General features: G+C 56.7%; 18 protein-coding genes. All 18 read left to right on the plus strand.

Features of this window, described 5'->3' with window-relative positions:
* Window positions 1-425 precede the first annotated feature (425 nt).
* On the plus strand, window positions 426-857 hold the full coding sequence (mraZ, locus tag C230_RS0114290) for a division/cell wall cluster transcriptional repressor MraZ (protein ID WP_018132735.1): 432 nt from the start codon (window positions 426-428) through the stop codon (window positions 855-857).
* Between the two features lie 71 nt (window positions 858-928).
* Window positions 929-1,867 carry a 16S rRNA (cytosine(1402)-N(4))-methyltransferase RsmH gene (gene rsmH / locus C230_RS0114295; protein ID WP_018132736.1) on the plus strand — a complete coding sequence of 313 codons (939 nt, stop codon included), beginning with the start codon at window positions 929-931 and terminating at the stop codon, window positions 1,865-1,867.
* Between the two features lie 83 nt (window positions 1,868-1,950).
* Window positions 1,951-2,316 (plus strand): septum formation initiator family protein, encoded by a 366-nt coding sequence (locus tag C230_RS20545; RefSeq protein ID WP_083910600.1) that lies wholly within the window; start codon window positions 1,951-1,953, stop codon window positions 2,314-2,316.
* A 6-nt stretch (window positions 2,317-2,322) separates the two neighbouring features.
* Window positions 2,323-4,488, plus strand: a complete 2,166-nt coding sequence (locus tag C230_RS0114305) for a PASTA domain-containing penicillin-binding protein (protein WP_018132738.1) — start codon at window positions 2,323-2,325, stop codon at window positions 4,486-4,488.
* 137 nt (window positions 4,489-4,625) lie between these two features.
* The gene (locus tag C230_RS0114310; RefSeq protein WP_018132739.1) at window positions 4,626-6,569 is read left to right on the plus strand and encodes a stage V sporulation protein D; all 1,944 of its coding nucleotides are present in this window, start codon (window positions 4,626-4,628) and stop codon (window positions 6,567-6,569) included.
* Between the two features lie 157 nt (window positions 6,570-6,726).
* A complete protein-coding gene (locus C230_RS0114315) occupies window positions 6,727-8,211 on the plus strand; it encodes a UDP-N-acetylmuramoyl-L-alanyl-D-glutamate--2,6-diaminopimelate ligase (protein WP_018132740.1) in 1,485 nt (494 codons plus the stop codon).
* Window positions 8,208-9,596 (plus strand): UDP-N-acetylmuramoyl-tripeptide--D-alanyl-D-alanine ligase, encoded by a 1,389-nt coding sequence (locus C230_RS0114320; protein ID WP_018132741.1) that lies wholly within the window; start codon window positions 8,208-8,210, stop codon window positions 9,594-9,596. Before C230_RS0114315 ends, C230_RS0114320 begins: the two co-directional genes overlap by 4 nt.
* Window positions 9,597-9,611: 15 nt before the next feature.
* Window positions 9,612-10,574, plus strand: coding sequence for a phospho-N-acetylmuramoyl-pentapeptide-transferase (gene mraY, locus C230_RS0114325; RefSeq protein ID WP_018132742.1), 963 nt, complete (start codon window positions 9,612-9,614; stop codon window positions 10,572-10,574).
* A gap of 83 nt (window positions 10,575-10,657) precedes the next feature.
* Window positions 10,658-12,016: a UDP-N-acetylmuramoyl-L-alanine--D-glutamate ligase gene (murD, locus tag C230_RS0114330; RefSeq protein WP_026174329.1), complete on the plus strand. Its 1,359-nt coding sequence runs from the start codon at window positions 10,658-10,660 to the stop codon at window positions 12,014-12,016.
* A 35-nt stretch (window positions 12,017-12,051) separates the two neighbouring features.
* A complete protein-coding gene (spoVE, locus tag C230_RS0114335; protein WP_018132744.1) occupies window positions 12,052-13,149 on the plus strand; it encodes a stage V sporulation protein E in 1,098 nt (365 codons plus the stop codon).
* A 65-nt stretch (window positions 13,150-13,214) separates the two neighbouring features.
* On the plus strand, window positions 13,215-14,327 hold the full coding sequence (gene murG, locus C230_RS0114340) for an undecaprenyldiphospho-muramoylpentapeptide beta-N-acetylglucosaminyltransferase (RefSeq protein WP_018132745.1): 1,113 nt from the start codon (window positions 13,215-13,217) through the stop codon (window positions 14,325-14,327).
* Window positions 14,328-14,516: 189 nt separating this feature from the next.
* Window positions 14,517-15,428 (plus strand): UDP-N-acetylmuramate dehydrogenase, encoded by a 912-nt coding sequence (gene murB / locus C230_RS0114345; RefSeq protein ID WP_018132746.1) that lies wholly within the window; start codon window positions 14,517-14,519, stop codon window positions 15,426-15,428.
* Window positions 15,429-15,457: 29 nt separating this feature from the next.
* Complete coding sequence (gene murA / locus C230_RS0114350) at window positions 15,458-16,714, plus strand: UDP-N-acetylglucosamine 1-carboxyvinyltransferase (RefSeq protein WP_018132747.1); 1,257 nt, start codon at window positions 15,458-15,460, stop codon at window positions 16,712-16,714.
* 59 nt (window positions 16,715-16,773) lie between these two features.
* Complete coding sequence (locus C230_RS0114355) at window positions 16,774-17,547, plus strand: cell division protein FtsQ/DivIB (RefSeq protein ID WP_018132748.1); 774 nt, start codon at window positions 16,774-16,776, stop codon at window positions 17,545-17,547.
* A gap of 5 nt (window positions 17,548-17,552) precedes the next feature.
* On the plus strand, window positions 17,553-18,275 hold the full coding sequence (locus C230_RS20550) for a DUF881 domain-containing protein (protein ID WP_018132749.1): 723 nt from the start codon (window positions 17,553-17,555) through the stop codon (window positions 18,273-18,275).
* 12 nt (window positions 18,276-18,287) lie between these two features.
* Complete coding sequence (locus tag C230_RS0114365) at window positions 18,288-19,088, plus strand: DUF881 domain-containing protein (protein ID WP_156807468.1); 801 nt, start codon at window positions 18,288-18,290, stop codon at window positions 19,086-19,088.
* Window positions 19,088-19,447 carry a small basic family protein gene (locus tag C230_RS0114370; protein WP_018132751.1) on the plus strand — a complete coding sequence of 120 codons (360 nt, stop codon included), beginning with the start codon at window positions 19,088-19,090 and terminating at the stop codon, window positions 19,445-19,447. Before C230_RS0114365 ends, C230_RS0114370 begins: the two co-directional genes overlap by 1 nt.
* A 129-nt stretch (window positions 19,448-19,576) precedes the next feature.
* Entirely contained in the window at window positions 19,577-20,797 is a 1,221-nt protein-coding gene (ftsA, locus tag C230_RS0114375) for a cell division protein FtsA (RefSeq protein WP_018132752.1), read from the plus strand.
* Window positions 20,798-20,857 lie beyond the last annotated feature (60 nt).

Consider the following 20,857-nt stretch of genomic DNA (forward strand, 5'->3'; position numbering starts at 1 on the left):
GAAAATGCCGAATTTGTTTCGAACGAAGGTACTTTGTTGACGAGACCGCTTTGGAGAGAGATATCTACCCAGTCACGGCTCCGGCCGGCGTGCACTCTTTTGGCACGCCGGTTTCTTTTTTCCGTCAGATTCCCCCACCAGCCAGCTGTCCGACTCAACATGGGACCGTTTGGGGATCGCTTTTGCGTGAACGGCCCCCCACTCTCCCCCACTCGGACACCATAGGACTATAGTCTCGAAGAACTTGTGGATAACATGTGGATCAATAGGTCTGGATTCCCTAATTTTCTGTTAACAGCAACGTTCTTCGAAAAATTTTTCCTGTGGATAGCAGGAATTCACCGCTCAGGAACGAATCAGTAAAACAAGCAAGTGGTGAAAAGTGGAGGGAAGTGGTGGAAATTCCCTCAAGGTGGTGATGCAGGGTGTTCATGGGTGAATATCAGCACAGCATCGACGACAAGGGCCGTCTGATCATTCCCGCCAAATTCCGGGAGGAGTTGGGTGCCGGTTTTGTCGTGACCCGTGGCCTCGATCACTGCCTGTTTGTATACCCCCGCAAGGAGTGGGAGACGCTAGAAGCGAAATTGAAAAGTCTTCCATTAACAAGTTCCGATGCTCGCGCGTTTGTCCGTTTTTTCTTTTCGGGTGCGAGCGAGTGCGACCTGGATAAACAGGGAAGAGTGTTGATTCCAAGCACGCTGCGGGAGTACGCCAAGTTGGAGCGCGACTGCGTTGTTATCGGCGTATCCAACCGGGTGGAGATCTGGGCGAAAGAAGCTTGGGAATCGTACAGCAACGATGCGGCCGATTCGTTTGCCGCGATTGCGGAAAAACTGACCGATCTCAACTTCTGACGGCCGGTTGGCGGCCGCGAATCCGCCCTGTCAACCCGGATTCGGCAGCCGTGCTTTGTGGGGTGGAGTGGGTGTCCGATTTTTATCATGTGTCTGTGCTTTTGGAAGAAGCGGTCGACGGATTGGCGCCCCGTTCCGGCGGCGTCTATGTGGACTGCACACTCGGCGGCGCCGGCCACAGCAAATTGATTCTGGAGCGGACCGCGCCGGACGGCAGGTTGATTGCGATCGACCAGGACTTGCAAGCGATTGCGAATGCGAAACGGGTGCTGGCCGATTTTACCGGTCGGTTCCGGATTGTACACGCCAATTTTCGCGAATTGAAACGGATCGTCGAGGAATACGCGGCGGAAGGTGTGGACGGTATCCTGTTCGATCTGGGCGTCAGTTCACCGCAGCTTGACGAAGGGGAACGCGGCTTCAGCTACATGCGCGATGCCCCGCTTGACATGCGGATGGATCGGACGCAGCCGTTCAGCGCGTATGATCTGGTGAATACGTGGAGCGAGAGTCAGATTGCCGAAGTGATTTTCCGCTATGGCGAGGAGCGTTGGGGCAAGCGGATTGCGGAATTTATCGTGCAAGCGAGAAAAAAAGGGCCGATTCAAACCACCGGCCAACTGGTGGACATCATTAAAGCGGCGATCCCGGCGGCAGCCCGGCGGGAAGGTCCGCATCCGGCAAAACGGACGTTTCAGGCGCTGCGGATTGCGGTGAACGACGAGCTCAATGCATTGGAGCAAGCATTGCAAGACGCGGTCGATTGCCTGAAACCAAGCGGCCGGGTATCGATCATCACGTTCCATTCGCTGGAAGACCGGATTGCCAAACATGTGCTGCAAGCGGCGGCAAAAGGCTGCATCTGCCCGCCGGAGCTGCCAGTCTGTCAGTGCGGCCGCCAACCGAAGCTGAAGCTCGTCGCGCGCAAGCCGATTTTGCCTTCGGAAGCAGAGGTGGAACGGAATCCGCGCGCCCGTTCCGCGAAACTCCGGATCGGCGAGCGAATTTGAATTGCGGGTGCACAGCGCGAATTTTGTTGAGACGCTGATCGTTGTTTGGATGGTAATTTTTATGTAGGAGAGGGGATACGTTCATGTTAGCAGCAAGACCATTGCATAACACCGCACCCAACACACTGCGCAAGGAAAACCGGGTTTCCCGTCCGGTTCCAGAGCAGGCAACCGGTTCGAAAGCGGGGGAACGCCTCAAATGGATCGGGACCATCGTGTTTTGCACCGCCGTTTTATGCGGGATCATTGGGCAATTTTCGGAGATCGCCCGTGCCAACCTGGAAGTCGAACGGTTAAAGGCGCAGGTGCAGGAACAGCAGGAGCAAAACGCCAAACTGAACGATCGCGTCAATGAATTGTCCTCGCCTTCCCGGATTATCGAGAAGGCCCGGCAAATGGGGATGGTGTCGGCGAATCAGGGCGCCTTGGCAAAGGCGGGCAAGGAGTGACCGGAGATGGTCGACCGGCAAGTGACAGTCCGCGCCAAATGGCTGCGGGTGCTGCTTTTGTGCGGCCTGTCGCTCCTGATCGTGCGGCTTGTGTACATCCAGATTTTCAAAAGTGAGACCTGGGCACAAGCGGCCCAAGGAATTTGGCAGGAAACGGACAAAATCCAGGCGGTTCGCGGCACTATCTACGACCGCAACGGGAAAATGCTCGCCTATACGACGGTCGCTTACGATGTCCGGGCGGATCTGAAGATGATGCAAGCCGCCAAGCAGGAAGTAGAGAACCCGAAAAAGAAGCCCGGCAAGGAACTCGAACCGTGGCAGGGAGATCCGCGCTATTACGCGCAGAAACTGGCTCCTCTGTTGAAAATGCCAGAGGAAAAAATTTATCAGACTCTGACGCAAAAAGACGTCGTCGGTGTCGATTTGAAACAGGCGGTCGACGCCGACACGGCGGAGAAGATTGACCGGTTGGGGTTGAAAGGCATCTATCTGCACAAGACCACCACCCGCCATTATCCGAACGGCTCACTGGCCGCCCACCTATTGGGCTATGTGACGAATGACGGGAAAGGCGGCTCCGGTGTCGAACTGCAATACGACAGCGTGTTGCGCGGCCAAGACGGCGTACGGAAGTTTCTCAAGGACAACGAAGGCAACCCGCTGCCGTACGAAAAGGAAAACGTGCAACCGGCGGTCGACGGCAAGGACGTCTGGCTGACGATCGATGAGACGATCCAGCATTACGCGGAAGACGCGCTCGACCATCTGGTGAGCCAATACAAGCCGAACAGCGCATCGATCGTCGTGGCCGATCCGAACACCGGAGAGATTCTGGCGCTTGCGAACCGGCCGACGTTTAACCCGAACAAATTCTGGGAATCGAAGCAAGAGGTGCTTGACAACAACCGGGCGGTTAACGCCGCGTTTGAGCCGGGATCGACTTTTAAGATCGTGACGATGACAGCCGCCCTCGCGGAAAAGAAAGTGACTCTGGACGCGACGTTTAATTCCGGCAGCATCACAGTACAAGGAAAGACGATCCATGACTGGAACAACATTGGATGGGGCACCATCACTTTCCGGCAGGGAATGGAACACTCCAGCAACGTTGGGATGGTGATCCTCGGACAGCGGCTCGGCAAACAGATGCTGTTCGATTACATTTACAAATTTGGGTTCAACCAAAGGACGGGCGTCGATCTTCCCGGCGAAGGCGATTCGGTACTGTTCAATCCTGGCAAAATGAGCGATCTCGACCTGGCGGTCAGTTCGTTCGGACAGGGGAACGCGGTCACGCCGATGCAACAGGTGGCGGCCGTGTCGGCGGTGGCGAATGGCGGAAGCGTGATGCGGCCGTTTGTGATGAAGGAAATACGCGATCCGAAAACGGGTGCCACGGTGCAAGAGCAGAAACCGCATGTGATCAGCCAGGTGGCCACGCCGGAAGTGATGGCGACGATGCGCAGCGTGCTGGAAGGGATCGTCAAGAACGACGAGACGAAGGCCGGTTACATCGAGGGCTACCACATCGCCGGCAAAACCGGTACGGCGCAGATTGCCAAACCGACAGGAGGATATTACTCGGATCGATACATCTGTTCGTTTATCGGATTTGCGCCGGCTGACAAGCCAAAGGTGCTCGTCTATGTAACGGTCGATTCACCGAGCAACGACCTGCAGTTCGGAAATATCGTGGCGACTCCGTTTGCCAAGGAAGTGTTTGCGAACGTCCTGCCGTATCTCGGCATGCAGGCCCAACAGGCAAAAGCGGCCGTCACCGCGCCCGATCGGCCTGTCAAATACAGCACGGTGCCAAACTGGGCGGGTATGGACCGGAAGCAAGCCGAACAGCTGGCGAAAGCGAACGAGATCCGTTTGCAAATCCTCGGCTCCGGTGACCAAATCAGCCTGCAGTGGCCGAAACCGGGCAGCAATGTACCGGCCGGCAGCTCGGCGATCGTGATCGCCGGCCAAGTGAAAGATGATCACGGCAATGTACAGGTGCCTGATCTGACCGGGAAAAGCATGCGGGAAGCGTTTGAAATCCTGTCGATGCTCGGCCTCGTTCCCGACATCAGCGGTTCCGGTTATGTGATCGGGCAGGAGCAAAAAGCCGGCTCGTTTGTTCCGGCCGGATCCAAAATCAAACTGACGTTGGGATCGAATTAGGCGGCACCAACAGGAGGACACTCCCCACACGCCGGGGGGGGGTGTCTTTTTTGCGTTTCATTTCTGTCCCTCATTTGATTCTAGTCCAAGCATGACAAGCATAAGGTTGGTAATGAATGTGACGACGGGGGGGCAAAATGGTGCGCGTTGTGAACCGAACGCTGCGAAAACGACTGGTGATCGTCCTTTTTGCGCTTGCTGCGATGTTTTTTGCGCTGATCGGCCGCCTGGCGTATATTCAGTTGATTCAGGCTCCCTGGCTCACAGAGAAAGCGGAGGATCTGTGGACGCGCGTGATACCGGTGGAACCGAAGCGGGGCACGATCATGGACCGAAACGGGGAAGTGCTCGCATATAACGGAAGCGCGCCGACGGTGGTTGCGTTTCCGTCGCAAATCAAAGACAAACAGGGAACGGCCGAGAAGCTGGCACAAGTGCTCGGGGTTGACAAGCAAGATTTGCTCGCGAAAATCAGCAAGCGGACACTATTGGTGTACGTGATGCCGGGCGGGCGCAAGATCGACGACCAGAAAGCGAAGGAAGTGCGCGCATTGAAACTGCCCGGCATCTACATCACAGAGGAAGGGAAGCGGTATTATCCGTTCGGTGCTCTGGCGGCGCACATCCTCGGTTTTTCCGGGATCGACAACCAGGGACTGACCGGATTGGAACAATGGTATGACGAACAGTTGCGGGGCAAAAAAGGCGGCATTTCGTTTTTCGCGCAGGCGAACCAGCTGCCGATGCCGAACCAGAGCGAATCCTATACGCCGCCGCAAAACGGCCTCAATCTAAAGCTGACGCTGGACAAGGACATCTCGACGTTTGTCCGGCGGGAGATTGACAACGCGGTCGCCAAGTACAACCCGGACGGGGTGATGGCGATCGTTGCCGATCCGAAGACCGGCGAGATCCTGGCGATGGAAAATTACCCAACGTTCAATCCGGGCAATTACAAGGATTATCCGCAGGAAGTCTACAACCGCAACCTGGCGATCTGGAAAACGTTCGAGCCCGGTTCTACCTTTAAGATCGTGACGCTGGCCGCCGCGTTGGAGGAAAAGAAGGTGAACCTGACCGACAGGTTTTTCGACCCGGGCTATTACGAAGTGGCGGGCCGCCGCATTCGCTGCTGGAAAGCGGGCGGCCACGGATCGGAGACGTTCCTCGAGGTGGTCGAGAACTCGTGCAACCCCGGGTTCATGCTGATGGGGCAGCGGCTCGGCAAGGAAAAGCTGTTTGAATATATCTACAAGTTCGGATTCGGGCAAAAAACAGGCATCGACATGCCGGGCGAAGGCAAGGGGATTATGTTCAAGCTTGACAAGGTGGGACCGCTTGAGCTGGCCACCACCTCGTTCGGGCAGGGCGTTTCGGTTACCCCGATCCAGCAGGTAATGGCGGTGTCGGCGATTGCCAACGGCGGTGTGTTGATGCAGCCGCACGTGGCGAAGGAATGGATCGATCCGGAAACCGGCCAAGTGGTCGAGAAGATCGAACCGCTAGCCAAGCAGCGGGTGGTCTCTGAACAAACGGCGAAGGCGGTGCGGGAGACGCTGGAAAGCGTGGTGGCGCAGGGAACCGGCAGAAACGCATTCCGCGAAGGGTACAGGATTGCCGGAAAAACGGGGACCGCACAGGTGGCGGCGCCCGGCGGCGGGTACAAACAGGGGCATTACATCGTGTCGTTTATCGGCATGGCGCCGGCCGATGATCCGCGGCTGGTCGCTTATGTGGCGGTTGACAATCCGAAAGCGGGCCTGGTTTTCGGGGGTGTGATCGCCGCGCCGATCGTCGGCAACATTCTGGCCGACTCGCTGCATTATCTGAACGTTCCGGCAAGGAAAAACGGAATTTCCCGCGAATATCAATATGGAGATATCCGTCCCGTTGAAGTTCCGCAGCTCGCCGGTCTGACTACGGAGGAAGCGCAGAAAGTGATGATTCAGAATGTCGCCAACCTGAAAGTGGAAGCGGTCGGCCAGGGCGCGCAAATTGTGGCGCAAGCGCCGTCTGCCGGGACGAAAGTGCCGCCCGGTTCGACCATCCGCGTCTATCTGAGTGAGCAGCCTGTTCCTTGACAGGTTCGCGCTTCTACCGTACATTCTCTCTAATAGAGGGATTTGCGAGTTTTGCCGGATCCCGGGCTCCACTCCCGCGATCCGGCTGCTTTCACAGAGTACGCGAGAGCAGGTTCCGGCGACGGAATCGAACTGATACGTAAGAGGAGGCTTTCCCTTGCAGTTAGAATCGTTGCTTGCTCCTGTTTTATTAAAAAACATCACAGGTTCGATCGATGGAATCGAAATCTCGCAGATTACCGCCGACTCCCGGAAAGTGACGCCCGGTTCGCTGTTTGTCGCACTGCAGGGGAACACGGTGGACGGACATCATTTTGTGCCGCAGGCGATTGAACGGGGAGCGGCCGCGGTCGTGGTGGAGAAACAGTTGGCCAATCTGCCCGTGCCGCAGGTGATCGTGAAAAATACGAGAGACATCATCCCGATCCTGGCTGCCAAATTTTACAACCATCCGTCAAAATCGATGAAGGTGATCGGCGTCACCGGCACCAATGGGAAAACGACGGTCACCCATTTGATTGATCAAATTTTGTCCGACCAAGGCCGCCGCACCGGCTTGATCGGCACGATCAAAAAGCGGATCGGCGGGCAAACGTTCGATGTGGCGAACACCACACCGGAAGCGTTGGAGCTGCAAGAAACGTTCCACCAAATGAAAGAGGTTGGCACCGAATACGCGATCATGGAAGTTTCGTCGCACGCGCTCGAGCTGAAACGGGTGGCGGGGACCGAGTTCCGGACGGCCGTGTTTACCAACCTGACACAGGACCACCTCGATTTTCACGGATCGATGGACGAATACCGGGCAGCGAAAGGCAAATTTTTTGCGCGGCTCGGCAATACATATGGCGACCGGCCGGAAGACAACCGGTATGTCGTGATCAATGCGGATGATCCGTCCGCCGATTTTTTCATCCGGCAAACGGTTGCCCAGGTGATCACCTACGGGATTGACCGGGCGGCGGACGTGCGGGCGGTGAATGTGCGGATCGAAGCGGAGGGGGCCTCCTTCACCCTGCACAGTTTTGCCGGCACAGCGGACGTTCGGCTGCAGGTGACCGGCAAGTTTTCCGTTTACAACGCGCTGGCGGCGGCTGCCGCTTGCCTTTGTGAAGGGGTGCCGCTGGCGGCCATCAAAGCGTCGCTCGAGTCGGTCCGCGGCGTTGACGGCCGGTTCGAACGGGTGGTGGCCGGACAGGACTTTACGGTGATCGTCGACTATGCCCATACGCCGGATTCGCTGGAAAACGTGCTGAAAACGATCCGCGAATTTGCTACTGGCAAGGTGTACACGGTGGTCGGCTGCGGCGGCGACCGGGACCGCGGCAAGCGGCCGCAGATGGCGCGGATTGCCGTCGAATACAGCGATCTTGCGATCCTTACCTCCGACAACCCTCGCACGGAAGATCCGGAACGGATTTTGGACGATATGGAGGCAGGGCTCGCAGACGTTTTCCGCGACCGCTATGTGCGCTTGACAGACCGTACGGAAGCGATTCGCCACGCGATCCGGCAGGCAACAGCCGGTGATGTGGTGCTGATCGCCGGCAAAGGCCACGAAACCTATCAAATCATCGGCACGACGAAATATCATTTTGATGATCGGGAAATCGCCGCCAAGGTCATCCGAGGTGAACTATGATCCGGGTATCCATTGATCAATTGCTGGACATGACAGAGGGGAAGCTGTTGCAAGGTCCCCTTTCGATCGAAATACATGGGGTTTCCACCGACTCCCGGGCGGAATTGTCCGGGCGTCTGTTTGTGCCGTTAATCGGCGAGCGGTTTGACGGCCACGATTTTTTGCCGCAGGCGGTTGCACGAGGGGCGGTCGCCGCGCTTTGGCAGGAAAATCGGCCGCTGCCGCAAGGACTCGACTCGCGCGTTGCGGTGATCGGTGTGGCAGATACGCTGCTGGCATTGCAGAAGCTGGCGAAGTCGTACCGGCGGACGCTGCCGGCAAAAATAATCGGCGTGACGGGCAGTAACGGGAAGACTTCGACGAAAGATTTAATAGCATCCGTTTTGTCGGAACGGTTCAAGGTGCAAAAAACGCAAGGTAATCTGAACAACCATATCGGCTTGCCGTTAATGGTTCTCTCATTGCAGCAGGATACGGATGTGGCGGTGCTGGAAATGGGCATGAGCGGGATGGGCGAGATCGCGCTGCTGGCTGACATTGCGGCACCGCACATCGGCGTGATTACCAATATTGGCGAGGCTCACATCGAATACCTTGGTTCGCGGGAGCGGATCGCGCAGGCGAAGTTCGAACTGATCGAAGCGCTTGCTGCGGACGGGTTGGCGCTCTTATTCGGAGACGAACCGCTGCTGCGCCGCTTGAGCGGGAAGATTCCATGCCGCGTCCAGTGGTTTGGTTTTGCCGAAGCAAACGACATTCGGGCAGTGGATGTGCGCTCGCTTGGCCTGGAGGGAACATCGTTCCGGTTGGCCGGCGATCCGTTCGAATACCGGATTCCGATTCCCGGCGCTCATCAGGTGGGCAATGCGCTGGCGGCGGTTGCGATCGGGCGCGAGCTTGGCATGAACCGGGAGGAAATTGCCGCCGGATTGGCAAAAGCGACTTTGTCCGCCATGCGGATGGAAGTGAAAGCCCGGCCGGCCGGCGGATATGTGGTCAACGACGCCTACAATGCGAGTCCGACTTCGATGAAGGCGGCGCTGCGCCTGCTTGCGGAAACGCCGGACGCCGATTTTAAAGCGGCGGTGGTTGGGGATATGCTGGAATTGGGGGATCTCGCCGCCCAGATGCATTACGAAGTCGGGCAACTGGCCGGACAGCTGGGCATCGACCTGCTGGTCGCAGTCGGCCAGCACGCGGCGGCTGTAGCGGCAGGAGCGAAAGCCGGCGGAATGCGGGAAACGCAAATTTTTGTTGCGGATTCGAAACAACAAGCGGTTGATCATGTCTGCGCACGCGTGGCGGAAAAGCGGCAGCCGGTGATTCTGGTCAAGGCGTCGCGCGGGATGAAACTGGAAGAAGTCGTCACAGGGCTGTTGGCGTAAGGAGGACCACTGCACATGGAATTACGGGCATTGTTTTGGACAGCGGGGGTGGCTTTTTTCATCGCCGTCATCATCGGCCCTCTGTTCATTCCGGTTTTGCGAAGGTTGAAATTCGGGCAAGCGATTCGTTCCGAGGGACCGCAGGGGCATCAAAAAAAGGCCGGCACCCCGACGATGGGCGGAACGATTTTTCTTGTCGCGTTGACGATCACCGCCATCCAATTCTCTGACCGGTCGCCGCAGTTGTGGATGGTGCTGTTGGTGACACTCGGCTTTGGACTGGTCGGGTTTGTCGACGATTACATCAAGGTGATTATGAAACGGAATCTGGGGTTGCGCGCCCGGCAGAAGCTGCTCGGGCAGCTGATCGTGTCGGCCGCGTTTTTTCTCGCTTTGTACTGGCAGGGATTTGACTTTTCGGTGTCGATTCCGTTTACTGATATCAAATGGCATCTTGGCATTTTTTATTCCGCTTTTCTGCTCCTGGTGCTGATAGCTGCCACCAATGCGGTAAACCTGACAGACGGACTGGACGGTCTGGCGGCCGGGACATCGGCGATCGCGTTTGGTACGTATGCGGGGATTGCGGCGATCTGGACCAGCCAGTTTGACGTGGCGATCTTTTGCGCCGCGATGGCGGGGGCGCTGCTCGGGTTCTTGGTGTTTAACGCGCACCCCGCCAAAGTGTTCATGGGCGACACCGGCTCCCTCGCACTGGGTGGAGGGCTGGCGGCTGCCGCCGTGTTGACAAAAACGGAGCTAATGCTGGTGGTAATCGGCTTCGTGTTTGTCGTGGAAACCCTGTCCGTGCTGATTCAGGTGTTTTCGTTCCAGACGTTCGGCAAACGGGTTTTCAAAATGAGCCCGTTGCATCACCATTTTGAATTGTCCGGCTGGTCCGAGTGGCGCGTCGTGCTCACGTTCTGGGCGGCCGGTTTGATCTGCTCGATGGTTGCGCTGTCGACCTATATGAAATAAAAGCGAGGTCTTGGGGTCCCACCAAAGTACTCGGAATTCGCTGCGAAGCTTTGCGTCACTTTGGTGGGATTTTAGGAGGTGGCATCGTGAATTATCAAGCGAAAAACGTGTTGGTGCTAGGCCTTGCCCGCAGCGGCGCGGCCGTTGCCCGTTTATTGGCGAAACAGGGTGCCCGGGTCACCGTCAATGACCAGAAGGAGCGGGAGGCGTTCGGCAGTGTGCCGGAGGAGTTGGAACGGCTGGGGATCCAGGTGATTTGCGGCGGTCACCCGGCGGGGATCGTCGGCGATCATTTGGACTTGCTCGTAAAAAATCCGGGCATCCCGTATTCCGCCCTTCCCATCCGGCGAGCGCTGGAAATCGGCATCCCGGTTGTCACCGAAATTGAAGTCGCCTACCAGTTCTGCCGGGCGCCGATTATCGGCATCACCGGTTCCAACGGCAAGACGACGACCACCAGCCTGACCGGGGAGATTCTGCAAACGGCCGGTTTGCGGCCGGTGGTGGCCGGCAACATCGGCACCGCTTTGTCTGACATTGTCGAATCGGTCACACCGGACCAGTGGTTGGTGGCGGAACTTTCGTCGTTCCAGCTGATGGGGACGGTGACGTTCCGCCCGCGCATCGGCGCGCTTTTGAATGTGTACAAGGCACACCTCGACTATCACGGTACGATGGATAAGTATATCGCGGCGAAAAGCCGCTTGTTCATGAACCAAACGGCGTCCGACGTGGCGGTGCTCAATGCGGATCAGCCGACTGTGATGCAGGTGGCGGCGTCAGTGCCGGGGCGAATTTTTCCGTTCAGTTTGACACAGCGTCTGGATGAGGGTGTTTTTGTCAAAGATGGGAGTATCGTGATTCGTTCGAACGGTCAGATCCACCATGTATGCCGGCTGTGCGAAATTCCCCTGAAAGGCGCCCACAATCTGGAAAATGTGCTGGCGGCCGCCGCCATCTCGTTTGCCGCGGGCGCAGCTGTGCAGGCGATTCGCGAAGGCATCCGCCGGTTTCAAGGAGTGGAACACCGGCTGGAATTTGTTGCCGAGAAAAATGGAGTCAGCTACTTCAACGACTCGAAAGCGACCAATGCGGAAGCGGCGACGCGGGCGATCACCTCGTTTACCAACCCGGTCGTGCTGATCGCCGGGGGGCTGGACCGCGGCACCGACTTTGCCGAGCTGATCCCCGTTTTTCAAAACCATGTGAAGGCGATCGTCACGCTTGGGCAAGCGGCCGACAAACTGGCTGCCGCCGCGGAAAAAGCGGGTGTTCGCGAACGCCGCCGTGCCAATTCGATTGAAGAGGCGGTCGCCATCGCCAAAGCGCTTGCGGAACCGGGGGATTCCGTCCTGCTGTCGCCCGCCTGCGCAAGCTGGGACATGTACAGCTCGTTTGAAGAAAGGGGACGTATTTTTAAGGCCGCCGTGCATACAATGTAGCGATTGGACGAGACCGAGTTTGAGGGGGATCTCAGTTGGCGGCGTACGATCGGAAACATCCGGACTTGCTGATCATCGTCACGGTACTCTTGCTGCTTGGCATCGGCGTTGTGATTGTGTACAGCGCCAGCGCCATCAAGGCGGCGCAAGATTTTCACGACAGTTTTTATTTTGCCAAACGCCAGTTGATGTGGGCGGTGGCTGGGCTTGGCATGATGTTTTTCATGATGAACTATGACTACACCCGCCTGAAAAAATGGGCGAAGGCGATCGTGCTGGTTTGCTTCTTCCTGCTGGTGATCGTGCTGACGCCGCTTGGCGTCGAGCGCAACGGTTCGCAGGCGTGGCTCGGCATCGGGTCGTTCGGCATCCAGCCGTCGGAAGCGTCGAAGCTGGGATTGATCATTTTCTACGCGTGGTACCTGGAGCGGCATCAGGATCGCATTCACGAGTTCAAAAAAGGCCTGTTGCCGCCGCTCGGACTGTTGGTGCTGGCGCTGGGGCTGATCATGCTGGAGCCCGACCTCGGGCAAAGCACGGTGTTGGCGGGAACGACGCTGATCGTCATTTTTGCCGCCGGTGCGCAGGTCAAACATCTGATGGGATTGGCCTCGCTTGCCATTCCGGCGTTTGCCGCGCTGGTTCTGGTCGCGCCGTACCGGCTGAAGCGGATTTTTGCGTTTCTTGATCCATGGAAGTATGAACTGGACGCCGGCTATCAGATCATCCAGTCGCTCTATGCGCTGGGCCCCGGCGGGCTGATGGGACTGGGACTCGGACGTTCGCGGCAAAAATTCTTATATCTGCCGGAACCGCAGACGGACTTTGTGTTTTGCATCCTGGCAGAAGAGCTCGGGTTTATCGGCGGGGCGACCGTGTTGATTTTGTTTCTGTTGCTGCTCTGGCGGGGGGTGCGGGCGGCGATCACGGCGAAAGACACGTTCGGCAGTTTGCTGGCGATCGGGATCACCGGCATGATTGCGGTACAGGTGATCATCAATATCGGTGTCGTCACGGGCTCAATGCCAGTTACCGGGATCACGCTGCCGTTTATCAGTTACGGGGGCTCCTCGCTGGTACTGATGCTGACAGGGGTCGGCATCCTGTTGAACATTTCCCGATATTGCAGGTAGAATGGGTATCAGGGATAAGTTTTCGTCGAGACGGTCCACGGCGGCAAGCGAGAGGGTGTGTTTCGTTGAAAATTGTAGTTTCCGGCGGCGGCACGGGCGGACACATTTATCCGGCCCTTGCCATCGCGCGCTATCTTGCTGAAAAGGAACAGGCGGAGATCCTGTACATTGGGACCGAGCGGGGGTTGGAAAGCGATATCGTCCCCCGCTCGGGTTTTGCTTTTCGCACGATTGAAGTGAGCGGCCTGAAGCGCAGTTTGTCGCTCGATACGATCAAAACGTTTGTCCGGCTGGGGAAAGGGCTGCTGCAGGCACGCCGGCTGCTGCAGGAGTTTCAACCGGATGTGGCGATCGGCTGCGGCGGATATGTGGTCGCGCCTGTGATTTTTACGGCCAAACTGCTCGGCATCCCCACCTACATTCATGAGATGGATGTGCTGCCCGGCTTGACGAACCGCTCGTTAAGCCGGTTTGCCGACCGGATCGGCGTTTCGTTTGAAGGGGCGGTCCGGCACTTCTCGCACGTGCGGCAGAAGGTGGTCGTGGCTGGCAATCCGCGGGCGAGCGAGGTGGTCAGGGTGACGCCTGAGCAAGTTCGTAAGCGGAAGCAGGAATTGGGTCTCGACCCGGCGAAAAAAACGGTCGTGATCGTATCCGGGTCGCGCGGAGCCGAACCGATCAACGATGCAACGGTCCGCATGCTGGATTCAGTCGTCCAACAGAGGCAGTTTCAACTTGTGTATATTACAGGGAAAATCCATTACGACAAGGTGGCTGCCCAACTTCAGGCAAAAGGGTACGGACCGCGGACGGGCATTTTTCTCAAACCGTTTGTGTATGACATGCCCCCTTTGTTGGCCGGTGCCGATTTGCTGGTTTCCCGCGCCGGAGCGACGACGATCGCGGAAGCGACTGCACTTGGCATTCCGGGTATCTACATTCCGTCTCCCTACGTGACGAACAACCACCAGGAACACAATGCGAGATGGCTGGCGGACGCGGGGGCCGGCATGATGATCCGGGAGTCCGATTTGACTCCTGAACTGCTGTATCATACGATCTCTTCTTTGATTGAATCCCCATCGAAATTGCAAGCGATGAAAGAACGGAGCCGTGCGCTGGGAATTCCGGAAGCTTTGCCAAACATCCACCGCACGATTCTGGAGCTGATCAAATAGACAAACCGGTGGTCCGGCAAGGATCGGCTTCCCTTTTGTGTGACACGCCCGGGACCCTGCACTGCGGGTCCCGCCACCGTTTATAGGGGAGCTTGGGGCTTGTTTGGGCGCCTGTCACACATCTATGCTTCTCGCATAGTATAGGGTACGTAACCGCTGGGAGAGCGACCGGATTGACGGAGGTACGGTATGAACGCAAAAGATCTGCAAACGATTTTTCACGGACTCGACGTAGGAACCGTCACTTTCAACGAACCGCTATCCAGGCACACGACATGGAAAATTGGCGGCCCTGCCGATATGTTTGTGGTTCCGACCAAAGTGGAACAGCTTCAATTGTTGGCGAAAACGATCGGGGAACATCATCTGCCCTGGTACGTGATCGGCAGAGGTTCCAACCTGCTGGTGCGCGATGGCGGCATCCGTGGGGTGGTCATCAAGCTGGCGGACAATTTTGCGGACGTTTCCGTTACCGGCAACCGGCTGACCGCGCAGGCCGGACGTTCCTATGTCTCAGCGGCCAATACTGCGATTCGTAGCGGTTTGCAAGGTCTCGAGTTTGCGACGGGCATTCCGGGAACTGTCGGCGGCGCCGTGATGATGAATGCCGGGGCGCACGGAGGCGAAACGAAAGACGTGCTGCTCTGCGCCGACATTATTGAGGAGGATGGTTCGATCCGCACCCTGCACAACCGCGATTTGAAGTTTGCTTACCGGTACAGCATTCTGAAAGACCGGCCCCGGATCGTTGTTCGCGCCACTTTTCAATTGCAGCCGGGAAATACGGAAGAGATGTTGCAGAAAGTGCGGGCCTGGACCAGGCGGCGGCAAACCACCCAGCCTTTGCAGTTGCCAAACTGCGGATCGGTGTTTCGGAACCCGGAGGGCACCCATGCCGGTTTGCTGATTGAGCAAGCGGGACTGAAAGGCACCCGCATCGGCGGGGCGCAAATTTCGGAGCTGCACGGAAACTTTATCGTCAACCTCGACAAAGCGAAAGCTGCCGACGTGCTGGCCTTGATCGAACTGGTGCAAACGACAATCCGGGAACGAACTGGCATTACTCTCATCCCTGAAGTGCGAATCGTAGGTGAGGATTGACAACAGGAATTGACTCAGGGGGTGACGTGGTGGAACGATTTGCCATTGAGGGTGGCCAACCGCTCACTGGTTCCGTTCGGGTGCATGGGGCAAAAAACGCTGCGTTGCCGATCCTGGCTGCCAGCGTACTGGCAAAGGGAGAAAGCGTGATTCATGACGTTCCCGACTTGCAGGATATACAGGTCATGGAATCGATCCTGCGCAGTCTCGGGGCCCGCGTTACCAGACAGGGCCCGAGCATCTCGGTCGACCCGACGCCGATTCATTCCACAGAAGTCCCGGACGAATTGATGCGCCAGATGCGCTCCTCGATTTTTTTGATGGGGCCGCTCCTGGCCAGATTCGGTTCGGTGCGGGTGTCAAAACCGGGCGGCTGTACGATCGGAACGCGGCCGATCGATTTGCATCTGAAAGGGCTCAAGGCGATGGGCAGCCAGATTGATGAGAGCCACGGCTTTATTTTTTGCCGTGCCAACCGGTTAAAGGGCGCTTCCATCTACCTGGACATTCCGAGCGTCGGGGCCACCGAGAACCTGTTGATGGCTGCGTCGCTCGCTGACGGTACGACGATGATCGGAAACGCCGCCCGGGAACCGGAAATTGTCGACCTGGCCAATTTTTTGAACAAAATGGGTGCCAAAATCAAGGGGGCCGGCGAGGCGACAATCTATGTTGAAGGCGTCCCGGAACTGATGCCGGCCGAGCATACCGTTATTCCGGACCGGATTGTGACAGGGACTCTGCTGGTGGCGGCCGCCATCACCAAAGGCCGCATCCGGTTGGAAAACGTAAACGCGGATCACCTGGGTGTAGTGATGACGAAACTGCGGGAAACCGGTGTTGAAATCGAAGTGGAACGTGATATAATGACTGTAAAATCAAGCAATCGACTGACTGCGATTGATCGAATTCAGACTTCGTATTATCCCGGTTTCCCAACCGACTTGCAAGCTCCGTTCATGTCACTGCTGACGATCGCCAACGGCACGTCTGTGATCTCGGAAACGGTGTTTGAGGAGCGGTTAAAGCATGTGAGCGAGCTGCGGCGAATGGGAGCCCGGATTAAAGTAGACCTTCGCACCGCTTTTATCGAAGGCGTTCCGGAACTGACGGCAGCCAATGTCGAAGCGACCGATTTGCGGGCCGGTGCGGCGCTGGTACTTGCAGGCTTGGCGGCAAACGGAACGACGATTGTGGAGAACGCTCACCATATTGATCGCGGATACGAGCGGATTGAGCAGGTTCTCGGTTCACTCGGCGCCCGGATCACCCGGATTCGCGACTGAAGCCAAGACAAGAAGCGGCATATACTTCGGATATGCCGCTCGTTTTTTGGGGGCATCTGATGATTCTAGAACAGAGACGTACAGTTCCCGAACAAAAACGGAAGCGCAGCAGGAAAGCGCGGGTTCTGCTCGTGGTTTTTTTCGCGGGCGTGGCGGTCGCCGTTTTTTTTACGTCTCCGCTGTCGAAGGTGCGGACGGTGGAGGTGGTCGGCAACAGCCAAATCCCGGCCGAACAGATCCGCAACGCCAGCGGTGTAAGGGAAGGCATGAATTTCTGGGAAGTCAAGCCGGTGAATGTGGACAAACGGTTAAAGAGCCAATTTCCGCTGATTGCAAAAGCGGACGTGGAAGTCAAATTTCCCGGGAATGTGGTGATCGCCGTGGCGGAAAAGCCGGTTGCCGCCGCTCTCTACAGCCAGGGCTCCTACTACCGGCTGCTGAGCGACGGAACGGTGTTCGACGCAGTGAAGGAGATTCCCAATGGGACATTGCCTTTGCTGATTTCGGACAAGCCGCTGCAGATCGAACCCGGGAAGCAAATTCCCGACCCGGACGTCCAGAAATTTTGCGAGCAGATCGTCAAAGTGGATCGTTCGTTATTGGAACAGATCTCGAATTTTGTGATCCGACAGGGCAGCTTGTGGTCCGCGTGGACCAATTCCCCGCATCAGTTTGAGATTCGCTTTCCTCCCGGTGACATATCGACGACACTGACTGTATATATGAAATTCTGGAAGAAAGAATTGCAGAACAAAGTATCCGGCACGATCTACATCTACGGTCCGGACGAAGCCTGGTATGATCCGTCTTCCGCAAAACCGGAAAAGGAGTGAATCTGTTGGCCTCTGCGAAAAATCGGTTGATCGTTTCCCTGACGGTGATCTCCGTCACGTTGGGATTCATGATGGCGGTTCAATACAAAAGCACGCAAAAAATCAACGAACAGGTAGGCTGGGGTTCTTCCAACAAGGAGGTGCTCCAGGCAAAGGAAAAGCTGGCAGCGGTGCAAAAGGAAAACAAGGACCTGGAAAACCATCTCAACGAACTGAATAAACAACTGGTGGCGCTGGAGCAGGAAGCAGCCAGGCACGACACGTCAGATATTCAAAAACAGTTAGCGGAAGTCCGGATCTTGGCCGGAACCTCGCCGGTGAAGGGACCCGGCATTGTACTGACAATCGATGATAGCAAAAAAGAAAAATCGCCAAATCCGATCACGCACGACACCGATGTGATGCGAATTGTCAACGAACTGTTTCTGACCGGGGCGGAAGCGGTCAGCATCAACGGGGAACGGGTCGCCTCCGCTTCCGGCATCCTGTGCGTGGGGCCAACCGTGCGGGTGAATGACCGTTTGCTCACCCCCCCTTACAAAATCGAAGCGATCGGCGATCCGGCCACACTCATCAAGGGTTTGACGTTACGCGGCGGCATTATGGACGTTTTGCAACTGAAGGAACGGGGATTGCAGGTGCAAGGTCCGAAAGAAGTGGCGATGATCCAGATGAAAGGGTACTCGGGCGATCAGACGAAACTGTCGTCCAATCAGGACAAACGATAGCGAGGAAAATCAGTGAGAGAAACCAGACAGAAAGAGGGCTGGATGATGGGCAACCAGTCGATCAACAAGTTCAGATTGAGTCTTTTTGCAGTCAGCGTTTTGCTCGGCGTGATGCTGACCACCCAAATGACCTCCAATAAAAAAGAGCCGAATTTTGGTGGAGCGGACATTATCACGGTCAAAAACGCGCTTGCCTATGAAAGCAAACACCACGAGCAATTGCTGGAACAGATTCACGAGATGGAACGGAAAATCCAGGAGTATCAAGGGGCGGCAGGCAGCCGGGATGACGTGCTGAAAAAAATGAATGAGGATCTGAACAAGGCGAAGGTGGAAGCTGGCCTGATTCCGCTCGAAGGCAACGGGATTCGGATCGAGATCAAGGATGCCCCTGCTCTTTTCGGGATCGCTCCAAGTTCTCATATCTGGGATTACGAATTGCAGTTTCTGATCAATCTTCTGAAGGCGAACGGGGCGCAGGCCGTATCCTTTAACGGTCAGCGAATCGTCACCACCACCGGCATCCGCGAAGTCGGCGTACAGATGCAGGGAGACACGGTGATTCCCGGGATCATGCAGGTCAACTTCACCCCGGTGACGATGCCTTACGTGGTCGAGGCGATCGGTGATGTCGACAAGATGAAGGGGGCGGTCACCACCTACATGGGAAAAGATTTCTTCCGGATTGAGAAAGGGAAAGACCTGGTGATTACCGAATTTCGCGATGGCAACAAGCTGCGATTGCCAGCGTACACAGGCAGCGTCCATTACCAGCATGCGAAGGAAGATAAAGCGGAAGGAGCAGGTAAGTGATGATCTGGATCCCGATTGTCGGACTCGCTTTGGGGATTTCCCTCGGGCTGATTTTCAATATTACGGTGCCAAGCCAATACGCCAGCTTCATGTCGATCGCCATTTTGGCCGCGCTGGATACGGTGTTTGGGGGAATCCGCGCCAGTCTGGAGCGGCATTTCGACAGCGGTGTGTTTATCACCGGCTTTTTCTCCAACACACTGATGGCCGCTTTGCTGGCGTACATCGGGTCGGAGCTTGGGGTGGACCTCTATCTGGCTGCGGTGTTTGCGTTTGGCGTCCGCCTGTTCAACAACATTGCGACGATCCGCCGGCTGTTGATGCAAAAGAGCAGGGCAGGAAAATCGGCCGTCAAGTAAACAACTGGGTTGGGAGTTTTTCCGGACATTGTTTTTGAAGAAAGTTTCCAAGAAAAAAAGGGATTCGACACGTCGCGTTGAATCTAATTAGGTACAGGTTGTTTTTTCAGGTTAGGGAGGTGCCACTGCTTGACTAAAGGCGATATCATCGTCAGCCTGGATATCGGAACATCGAAAATACGGGCGATCATCGGCGAATACAACGGATCGACGCTGAGCATCATCGGTGTCGGGTCTGCTGACGGTGAAGGGATACGCAAAGGCTCGATCGTTGATATAGATAAGACGGTACAATCGATCCGCGAAGCGGTTGAACACGCGGAGCGGATGGTCGGAATCCGGATTGTGTCTGCATACATCGGCATTACGGGCAACCATATCGCGTTGCAACCGAGCCATGGTGTGGTGGCGGTCTCCTCCGCCGACAGGGAAATCGGCGAGGAGGATGTGGAACGGGTGCTGCAGGCGGCCAAGGTGATCGCTGTTCCGCCGGAACGCGAAATTATCGGGATGGTGCCAAAACAATACATCGTCGACGGCCTGGATGAAATCAACGATCCGCGCGGCATGATCGGCGTCCGGCTGGAGGTGGAGGGCTCGATCGTCACTGGTTCCCGCACGGTCATTTCGAACCTCCTGCGCTGTGTGGAAAGGGCGGGCGTGCAGAACGCCGGACTGGTTCTGATGCCATTGGCGGCAAGTTCGATCGCACTGTCCAGCGACGAGAAAAAACTCGGCGTCGTACTGGTCGATATGGGCGCCGGCCAAACGACCGTCTCCGTTTTTGAGAACGGAGTGTTGACCGCTTTGTCGGTGCTGCCTGTCGGCGGCGATCATGTCACGAACGACATTGCGATCGGGTTGCGAACGCAGACGGAAGTGGCGGAATCGGTCAAAATCCGCTTCGGACGTGCGATGGTGGCCGGTTCCTCAGATGAAGTCACGTTTAAGGTGCCGCGCATCGGCAGCAATGTGGACAAGGAATTTTCCCAATCCGATCTGGCGAGTATTATCGAGCCGCGGATGCAGGAAATTTTTCTGATGGTGCGGCGGGAAATCGAACGGATGGGCTACGTGAAGGAAATCCCCAGCGGCTATGTGCTGTCCGGCGGAGTGGCTTGCATGCCGGCTGTCGACAAGTTGGCCGAATTCGAGTTACATGCACCGATCCGGATTGCCGTTCCGGAGCACCTGGGTGTGCGCGACGCTTCTTTTGTAAACGGGGTCGGGATCATTCAATACGCGATCCGGCACTACATACGGCGCACACATGCGCCAAACGCCACACCTGTCGAACGCAAATCCCGATTTATGGATCGCGTGAAAGGCTGGTTCAGCGAATTCGTATAGCGCATGCTAACGCGGCTGAAGTCGCGTGGCAGTCAGGCAGGCGCGATTTGGCTCGCCGTT

The sequence above is a fragment of the Effusibacillus pohliae DSM 22757 genome (genome assembly GCF_000376225.1).
GTDB lineage: Bacteria > Bacillota > Bacilli > Tumebacillales > Effusibacillaceae > Effusibacillus > Effusibacillus pohliae.

What these genes read in the sequence shown, in the direction of transcription:
- C230_RS20545 (WP_083910600.1), top strand. Translation starts at nt 1,951, where the DNA reads ATGTTAGCAGCAAGACCATTGCATAACACCGCACCCAACACACTGCGC.
- C230_RS0114305 (WP_018132738.1), top strand. Translation starts at nt 2,323, where the DNA reads ATGGTCGACCGGCAAGTGACAGTCCGCGCCAAATGGCTGCGGGTGCTG.
- C230_RS0114310 (WP_018132739.1), top strand. Translation starts at nt 4,626, where the DNA reads ATGGTGCGCGTTGTGAACCGAACGCTGCGAAAACGACTGGTGATCGTC.
- C230_RS0114320 (WP_018132741.1), top strand. Translation starts at nt 8,208, where the DNA reads ATGATCCGGGTATCCATTGATCAATTGCTGGACATGACAGAGGGGAAG.
- mraY (WP_018132742.1), top strand. Translation starts at nt 9,612, where the DNA reads ATGGAATTACGGGCATTGTTTTGGACAGCGGGGGTGGCTTTTTTCATC.
- murB (WP_018132746.1), top strand. Translation starts at nt 14,517, where the DNA reads ATGAACGCAAAAGATCTGCAAACGATTTTTCACGGACTCGACGTAGGA.
- C230_RS0114355 (WP_018132748.1), top strand. Translation starts at nt 16,774, where the DNA reads ATGATTCTAGAACAGAGACGTACAGTTCCCGAACAAAAACGGAAGCGC.
- C230_RS0114370 (WP_018132751.1), top strand. Translation starts at nt 19,088, where the DNA reads ATGATCTGGATCCCGATTGTCGGACTCGCTTTGGGGATTTCCCTCGGG.